Source organism: Paenarthrobacter sp. CM16 (assembly GCF_013179505.1).
In the GTDB taxonomy this organism is placed as follows: domain Bacteria; phylum Actinomycetota; class Actinomycetes; order Actinomycetales; family Micrococcaceae; genus Arthrobacter.
This window is the reverse complement of sequence record NZ_JABMCX010000227.1, coordinates 1-7,843: the sequence shown is the minus strand read 5'-3', so window position 1 is coordinate 7,843 and position 7,843 is coordinate 1. Positions and strand designations below refer to the sequence as shown.

Sequence of the window (7,843 nt, the reverse complement as noted above, 5' to 3'; positions counted from 1 at the left end):
ATGGTGGCCGCATCAACGGGTATTCCGGCCTTCTTCATGGTGGGCAATTCCCAAACGCCGCTGAACAGCATCCCTGAGCCGCCGCGGGCGAATTCCGCGATGCCCGTGCTGATGTCTCCGGCCTGGGCGGCGATGGTGTCGTCAAACAGGGAGGCCATGAACTCCAGCGATTCAATGGCCGCGTCCCGGTCCACCTTCATGGGCTGGCCCGGCGTCAGTTCCATGTCCACGCCGTGCTGCTTGTAGAGCGTGTAGAACAAGCGCCACATCTGCGATCCACTGCCGAGGTAGCCGAAGGACAGGCCATGGGACTTGGTGACCTTCTGCATTTCCAAAGCCATGGCTTTGAACTCGTCCGGAGAACTCACTTCCTGCAGTTGCCCGTTGCTGCCCAGGACGCCGGCTTTCCCTGCGATGTCCGTGTTGTAGAACATCACGAACGGGTGTGAATCCAAGGCGATGGAGAAGACCTTGCCGTCATGCTGGCTCTTCTCCCAGATCCTGGGGGCAAAGTCGGCTGCCGTTACACCGTTCTCTGCAAGCAGGTCCAAGTCCCACGGCTCAATAAGTCCGCCAGGGGCGTATCCGGGAACCCGGCTGGCGTGCATGATGGCCACCTCGGGAGGACGGCCACCTGCGGAGGCCATGGCCAGTTTGGTGTAGTACGGCGGTCCCCAAGCCAGCACCGTGGGGTGCACCTTGAAGCCGGGGTTCGCTTGGTTAGCGGCGTTGATCATGGCCTGCATCTTGATGCCGTCACCGCCGGAAAGGAGGTGCCAGAAACCGATGTCCTGCACTGCAGTAGCCTGGGCCGCGCCTCCGCAGCCCGTCAGGCCAGTAGCCATGAGGCCTCCGCCAAGAAGGGCAGATCCTGTCAATAACTGTCTCCGGGACAACTGCTTCCCGGTCAAAGATTCAAACTGCTTCACCCGTCACTCCTTTGGATGGGTCCGCTGAAAGGTCACTGCTGCACTGCGGTGTTGCTGCGTTGTTGTTGCTGCGCTGCACTGCTGCTGCACCGCTTGAAGTCCGGCTCCGGCGCGTCTCCACACTCGGGTATTTGGTGGCCCGGGGGTGACGCAGGTCTCACATTACATCGATGTAATGTGCAGGGCAAGAGGAAATTGTTAGCGCACACAATTTGGTGGGCAGCTCTCGGATCAGGCCTTGCTGCTGTCCCGTTCCTCAATCGTGTAGTCGATTTCAACCAAACGCTGCCCATGGGACCTGTCGGACATGCGCTCAGTCAGCAGGCGCAGGGCATGGGTGGCAATGGCTCGCTTGTCAAAGGAGACGGTGGTCAAGGAAGGCACGGCAAAGCGCCCGTCGATCACGTCGTCGAAACCCGCCACGGCAATGTCATCCGGAACGCGGACTCCCCTTTTCCACAGCGTATTCAGGGCGCCAAGGGCCATGGAGTCGGTAAAACAGAACAGCGCCTCGGGCAAAGGATTGGCGTCCAAGTACTCCGCCAGTGATTCAGCAGCGGATGCTGGCGTCCAACTGTCGCAAGAGATCATCAGCGATTCATCCTTGGCGATTCCCAGTGTTTGGAGCGCGGCTTCATAGCCGCCTGCCCGCTGGATCGCGGTGGCTGATTGCCTTCCCCGGTTGACGCCCAGAACAGCGATACGCCGGCGGCCGGGCCTGGCCAAGGCCAGGGTCATGTCGCGCGCTGCGGCGAAGCTGTCCACAAAGACGCGGTCCGCCAGTTGCTGGGTAACCTCACCCAGCAGTACCACCGGAGGCAAGGCCACACCCATCTGGACGGCACTTTCCTTGAGCACCACGGGATTAAGAATCAGCCCATCAATGAGGTTGGCCCTGGCACGGGTCATCAACTCATGCTCGCGGTGGGGGTCGGAGCCGGTCTCCTCAATCTGGACACTGAACCCTTGGGCGTGGGCAACCTCCACAATGCTCTGTGCAAGTTCAGCCGAGAACGGGGTGGCGAGGTCCGGCAACGCCAGGCCGATAACACCCGAGCGGCCGTTCCGCAGCCCGCGCGCAGATAGATTGGGCACGTAATCCAGTTCCGCCATGGCCTGCTCTACCCTGAGCCGGGTGGGACCACTGACCGGAACGATCCCGTTCATGACGTTCGAGACCGTTTTGGGCGAAACCCCCGCACGGCGCGCCACGTCCTTGACCGTTGCGCGCAATACGCCCCCTAGCTACAGTGTTCACCGGCGATGCGATTGACCGGTTTTCCTTGATGCTACGCGAATTTTGCCCCTTGGATGCAGCGCCCCCGCGCCAGCTATGGCCAACGCGAGGGCGTACGGTGCCATCCCGGCCCCGCGGGCAGGCCGCTCTTAGCTAGCTCTCGAAGGCGGCGCGGAAAGCCGCCAGTGCCGCATCGCCTGCTTCCACTCCGGCTCCTCCGGCGGCATTCGCTTCCAGGCCGACGACGCCCGTATAACCGACGCCCTGGAGAGCAGCAGCGACGCCCGGGTAGTTGATCTCCCCTGTCCCCGGTTCGCACCGGCCTGGAACGTCAGCCACTTGTATTTCACCCACCCAGGGCAAAGCCGCCCGGACCAGTTCGATCAGGTTCCCCTCGCCGATTTGAGCGTGATACAGGTCCAGCATCATCCTGACGTTGGGGTGGTCAACCGCCGAGACCAGCGCCAGGGTGTCTTTGGCCCGCGCCAACGGGATTCCCGGGTGGTCCAGGACGGTGTTCAGGTTCTCCAACGCGAACACCACGCCGTACTTTTCACCCAACACCCCCAAACGCTCGAGGGTGCTCCTGCCCGTGAGCCACATTTCGCCGGTAGAACGATGAACGGGCCGGACAGCCCGGCCACCCTCGCCCAGCTCCGCAGGGTGGACCACCATGCGCTCGATGCCGAGTTCCAGTGCAGTCGGAATCAACTTCTCTGCCGATGCCAGCACTTCATCGGCGCTTTCGGGATCAGTGAGGCTGCCGCCAAAATAGCCGCTCATCGACGAGAACCGGGCTCCTGTTGCCGCCAGGGCCGTGATGTCCCGGCCGCGGGTGTCCCACAACTCCACCTCGAAGCCTTGCCCGTGAATCCTTTCCACCCGCTCCGTCAAGGGCAGCTCCCCGTAGAGCATTTCGGCGCAGGCAGCCAGGCGGAAACTCATGCTTTGGTCCCGGCAGTGAGAAGTGCAGGCTCTGCGGCCTGCAGTGCGGCAATCGATGCCACCTCCACCGACAGCCCGGTCTGAGCCGAACGGGAGGCGGCCAGGGCAACAACCAGCGCGTTCCGTGCGTCGACTGCACCGGCAGCCCGGACGGCTCCAGCAGCAGCCCCCGCCTCGGCTTCATTACGGTCGCGGTCCGCCTTGACGGCATCCACAAAGTGCGCCAGTTGGGCCGTATAGGCGTCATGAAAGAGGTCTACGTTCAGTCGGACAGTATCCGAATGAATACCGGCGGCAGTGTAGCTCGTGGCCGTGCTGGCTTGGGGGCCTCCGGCCGTCACCATTCCGGCGGAGCCGAACACTTCTCCCCGTATGTCATAGCCGTAAAGGGCGTTGAAGTTGGCTTCGGCCACAGCTATGGCTCCATTGCTGTAGGTCACCGTGACCACGGCGGTGTCCAACAGCCCACCCTCTTTTGCTTCAGGGGCTACCAGGGCATCAGCCACGGCATGAACGCGAACGGGGACAGCCCCCGGGTTCAGCCAGTTCAGGGTGTCAAAGTCATGAATAAGGGTCTCAAGGAAGATGGCGCCCGGGGGAATCCGCTCCGGATTGGCAATCCCCTCCAGGCTGCCCGGATCACGGGTCAAGGAGCGCAACAACTGCGGGGTTCCCACAGCCCCTTGGTCAATCAACCTGCGGGCGGCAGCGAAGTCCTCAGCGTAGCGGCGGTTGAAACCGAACTGGACCACCACGCCTGCAGCCTCTGCCGCTTCCAGTGCCTCGTCGAGTTCTTCCAGGGTCCGGCCGCCCGGCTTTTCGCAGAAGACATGCTTTCCAGCACGCGCTGCCGCGGCTATCAGCCCGGAATGAAAGCGGGCCGGAGCAGCAACGAGAACAGCGTCCACCTCGGGGTCATTCAGGACATCGGTGGGGTCAGTGGTGATTTTCCCGACGTCCAGGCGGTCGGCCAAGGCCTCGACGGCGGGAAGGGACGGATCCGCTATTGCCTCCAGTCGGGCATTGTGAATTCGTCGCGCGACGGACTCGGCGTGGAATCTCCCAATCCACCCCGCCCCGATCAGGCCAATGCGAACGGGCCGGTCTTCACTGACCGGATGCTGAAGGTATCCCATGGTGCTCCTGAATATGTTCATCTAGATCGTTCTAGTTCGACTATATTGACATGCGGTTTACGTCCCGTCTAGATCGTTCTATACACTGGTTGCAACTGGAGGATATATGTCAGAACTGCAGCGCCGCCCCACCCTGATGGACGTAGCCGAAGCGGCCGGCGTCTCGCGCGCCCTGGTTTCCATCGTCATGCGGGGAGCTCCCGGAGCGGCCGAATCCACCCGGCAAAAGGTGCTTCAGGCAGCCAATGACCTTGGATACCGGGCAGACTCCCGTGCAAGGCTGCTGCGGAGCAGCCGGACCAAGCTCCTGGGCCTCTCTTTCTCCACCGCGCAGCCCTTTCATGCCGAAATTGTCGATGCCGCCTACGCCGAGGCGTCGGCCAAAGGCTATGAAATAACTCTTAGCGCCGTCGCCAACGGCAGGCCTGAGGCCCGCGCCATCGAGACCCTGCTGGATGTGGGCGCCGAGGCATTGATCGTCATAGCCCCCACCCTTGGCGTGGAAGATCTCGCGCTGCACGCCCGTTCGGTGCCGGTGGTAAGCCTTCTGCGTGACGACGTGGGGCAGGCTGTGGATTCGGTCAGCAGCGACGACCAAGCCGGCATCGCCATGGCAGTTGACCACTTGGTCAGTTTGGGCCACCGGAGGATCGTTCACGTCGACGGCGGCACTGCGGTTTCGTCGGAAAATCGCCGGGAAGCGTACCGCGCGGAGATGATCCGGCGAGGACTGACCCCCTGGGTTGTTCCGGGTGGCCCTGGAGAGGAAGACGGCATGGACGCGGGCAGGATCCTCCAGGCTGACCTGCCCACGGCCGTCATCGCCTTCAACGACAGGTCGGCGCTCGGAATTATGGAGAGTTTCAAGGCCGCAGGGATCAGCATTCCTGCGAATGTGTCAGTCATTGGCTACGACGACAGCCACTTCGCCAAGCTGAGCTACGTCCAGCTGACCTCCGTCAGCCAGGACGCTCCGCTCCTTGCCGCCGCCGCCGTTGGCCGCGCCGTGGACCGGATTGAAGGGGCAAAGTCACCGGGCAGCGTGGTCCGGACACCGCACCTGGTCATCCGTAAAACCACGGCCCGGGCTCCTGAAGGAAACAGCGACACCTGACAAAGCTGCCCTCTTAGTGACAGATCACTGTAAAGTGTCTATATGCCCAGGATCACGGCCGCCACGAACGCTGCCCAACGCGCCGAGACCCAACGGAGGATTCTCACGGCCTTCGGGGAACTCCTCTTCACCCATGGCCTCCCCGGCCTCACCATGACAGACGTCGCCCGCCACGCGGGCGTTGGCCGCACCGCCGTCTACAACTACTACGCGGATATGGAACAACTGCTGATCGCGTACGCCCTGGACGAGACCGAGCGCTTCATTGTTGATCTCCGGGAGTCACTGGCCGCGTTGGAAAACCCCGTGGACAGGCTGGCCCTTTACGTCCGCGCGCAAGTGGAGGACCTGAGCCGCCGCCATCTGCCCCCGGGACCTGCCATGGCCGCAGTCCTCTCACCGGGTTCGTTCGCGAAGCTCGCGGACCACGTGGGCGATCTCAATATCCTTCTGCAGGACATCCTTCAAGACGGCGTCCGCCAGGGCTACCTTCCTGACGTCGACGTCGCCCAGTTGGCGAGGCTCATTCACGGAACGCTGTCTGCCAGCGCCGCGCGACGCAACCGAACGCCCGACGGCGGGACTACCGCGCCTGCCCCGGCCTCCGACGTCGAGATCAAGGCAGCTGTTGAGGCACACGAATCTGTTGAAGCCCATACTGCGCAGACCGTACATTTCATCCAGCTCGGGGCCGGCGCACGCTTCGACGAAGCCGGGCGGCCGATCCGACTGGATGCAGCCGTCCAGGAAGCACCCATCCACGACGCCTTGGCGGGCTAGTACAGGGGCGGCTGCCTGCCGTTACTGCCCCGCTGGAAGCGTCGGGATGATCGGCCACTTGGAGTTATCGGCAATCCGCAGGTCCTCGCGCGGGCACAGCAGCTTCCCCGGGGTTTGATCCACCAGTTCCGATTCCACCAGGCCTTCGTAGCCTGAGGTGAGGATGACATCCACGGACTCGTCCTCACGGTTGTCCTGGAAGTAGTCCGTGCCGGCAAGGTTGCGCTGGACATTGAACGCAGCCGCCTGGCCCTTGACTCCCGAAACCACCACGGCCACTCCGGCGTAGGCGGTCTCGCTGTTGTCCACCGAGGCCACTTTGAAGCCCCGGGCAGTAAATTGCTCAGCCACGGTACCTGCCAGGCCGCCGCGGGAGGTTGCGTTGAAGACGTTGAGGTTCACTGTTTCGTTCGGAACGTAGTCGAACGTGGTGGTGGGGCACAGGCTCACCGGGGCTTTACTGGCGATCGCGGTGGGGACTTTGATCACGCCGTTCATGATGGCCCAGGCTCCCACCGCCCCGGCAGCGATCACACCCACCAGCAGCACCAGGACAATTCCGTGGAGCAGCCGGCGCCGGAAACGGCTCTTCTGGGCCGCGGCATCCTCGGCAAAGGTGGCTCGGAGCTCCGGGCCGGTGACCACGTGGTGGCCATGGAGCAGCGTCACATCCTTGGGACGCTTACGTTTTTTTGCTGGGGGCTCCTCCGGACTGGTGGGACCCGTCCGCCTAGCCATCGATTACCAATACACGTGCGTGGATCGCGGTCCTTTGGTGGAGCGCCGTGCGGACGGCCCGGTGGAGTCCGTCCTCGAGGTACATGACGCCCTGGTACTGGACGACGTGTGGGAAAAGGTCGCCAAAGAAGGTTGAGTCCTCAGCCAACAATGCCTCCAAATCCAGGGTCCGTTTGGTGGTTACCAGTTCATCGAGGCGGATAGGGCGCGGAGGCAAGGCAGCCCAGTCCCGCGGCGCCGAGTATCCATGGTCAGGGTACGGGCGTCCCTCGCCCACAGCTTTGAAGATCACCCTGCAAGCCTATGGAAGTTGGCGCCCTAACGGAACTTGTGACCCGCGGCACAGGCAGGTTGTAGCCAAAAGGTGACTTCCGGCGTCTGCTCCTACGGCCCCGGACCTGGACGCCCGCAGATCGTCCGCTCAAGCAACACCTTGCTTTGCTTCCCTGACACATTCAGTTCCTCGGCCACACGCTCCGCCGTCAGGAACCGGTGCATCTAGGCACCCTCTGGCATACACAACCTCCTAAAGCCGTCCAAACACCATGGACCTCCAATTGCACAAACAGCAGTTATGCTAGTCGTTGGATTTATTGTTCGGGTTTGGGGGCGGGCATGGGAATTGCTTTTGACGAGGGCGCGGCCGACGCGCTGATCACTGCCGCGAACTCCGCCGACGAGGTTCTGCGTGCCGAGGGAGGCTTCCTGCATGGGGCCGTGGAGCAGGCAGTGCAGGATTTCAACGGGGGCTACGGGCGTCTGTTCAAGGACGCCTGCGGCATCAGGTCCGATGATCGCGGCAAGCTTTCAGGTGTCCTGGCGGCTCTGGCCGAGGATGTCGGCGAGGCCAAGCACAGGGCGCAGCAAGAGAAAGCCCGGCAAAGGAACATGGAAGCCTGGCAGCAACGCGACAACATCCGCAAACAGCACCTGCTCCCCGGGAACATCGCCGAAGCATCCGCAA

General features: G+C 62.9%; 9 protein-coding genes. 3 read left to right on the top strand and 6 right to left on the bottom strand.

Going from position 1 to position 7,843, the window contains the following annotated elements; all coding sequences use genetic code 11:
* The 4 genes from HP499_RS17640 to HP499_RS17625 form a co-directional block, all read right to left on the bottom strand.
* The coding region (locus tag HP499_RS17640) for an extracellular solute-binding protein (protein WP_172325504.1) at positions 1 to 929 on the bottom strand (929 nt) is incomplete at its 3' end.
* Between the two features lie 231 nt (positions 930 to 1,160).
* Complete coding sequence (locus tag HP499_RS17635; protein WP_172325503.1) at positions 1,161 to 2,162, bottom strand: LacI family DNA-binding transcriptional regulator; 1,002 nt, start codon at positions 2,160 to 2,162, stop codon at positions 1,161 to 1,163.
* Positions 2,163 to 2,319: 157 nt separating this feature from the next.
* A complete protein-coding gene (locus tag HP499_RS17630) occupies positions 2,320 to 3,111 on the bottom strand; it encodes a TIM barrel protein (protein ID WP_172325502.1) in 792 nt (263 codons plus the stop codon).
* The gene (locus tag HP499_RS17625; protein ID WP_172325505.1) at positions 3,108 to 4,247 is read right to left on the bottom strand and encodes a Gfo/Idh/MocA family oxidoreductase; all 1,140 of its coding nucleotides are present in this window, start codon (positions 4,245 to 4,247) and stop codon (positions 3,108 to 3,110) included. The genes HP499_RS17630 and HP499_RS17625 overlap by 4 nt, the downstream gene beginning before the upstream one ends.
* Positions 4,248 to 4,353: 106 nt before the next feature.
* Between HP499_RS17625 and HP499_RS17620 the strand changes: the two genes are divergently transcribed.
* Both HP499_RS17620 and HP499_RS17615 read left to right on the top strand, forming a co-directional pair.
* The gene (locus tag HP499_RS17620) at positions 4,354 to 5,361 is read left to right on the top strand and encodes a LacI family DNA-binding transcriptional regulator (RefSeq protein WP_172325501.1); all 1,008 of its coding nucleotides are present in this window, start codon (positions 4,354 to 4,356) and stop codon (positions 5,359 to 5,361) included.
* Positions 5,362 to 5,403: 42 nt separating this feature from the next.
* The gene (locus tag HP499_RS17615; protein WP_172325500.1) at positions 5,404 to 6,141 is read left to right on the top strand and encodes a TetR/AcrR family transcriptional regulator; all 738 of its coding nucleotides are present in this window, start codon (positions 5,404 to 5,406) and stop codon (positions 6,139 to 6,141) included.
* A 21-nt stretch (positions 6,142 to 6,162) separates the two neighbouring features.
* Here the strand turns inward: HP499_RS17615 and HP499_RS17610 are convergent, their stop codons facing one another.
* Together HP499_RS17610 and HP499_RS17605 are read right to left on the bottom strand one after the other, a co-directional pair.
* Positions 6,163 to 6,810 (bottom strand): LytR C-terminal domain-containing protein, encoded by a 648-nt coding sequence (locus HP499_RS17610; RefSeq protein ID WP_172325499.1) that lies wholly within the window; start codon positions 6,808 to 6,810, stop codon positions 6,163 to 6,165.
* Between the two features lie 61 nt (positions 6,811 to 6,871).
* A complete protein-coding gene (locus HP499_RS17605) occupies positions 6,872 to 7,171 on the bottom strand; it encodes a type II toxin-antitoxin system VapB family antitoxin (RefSeq protein ID WP_011773432.1) in 300 nt (99 codons plus the stop codon).
* Between the two features lie 323 nt (positions 7,172 to 7,494).
* Here HP499_RS17605 and HP499_RS17600 point away from each other — a divergent pair.
* Positions 7,495 to 7,843 (top strand): hypothetical protein (locus HP499_RS17600; RefSeq protein ID WP_172325498.1); only part of this gene is annotated, 349 nt, incomplete at its 3' end.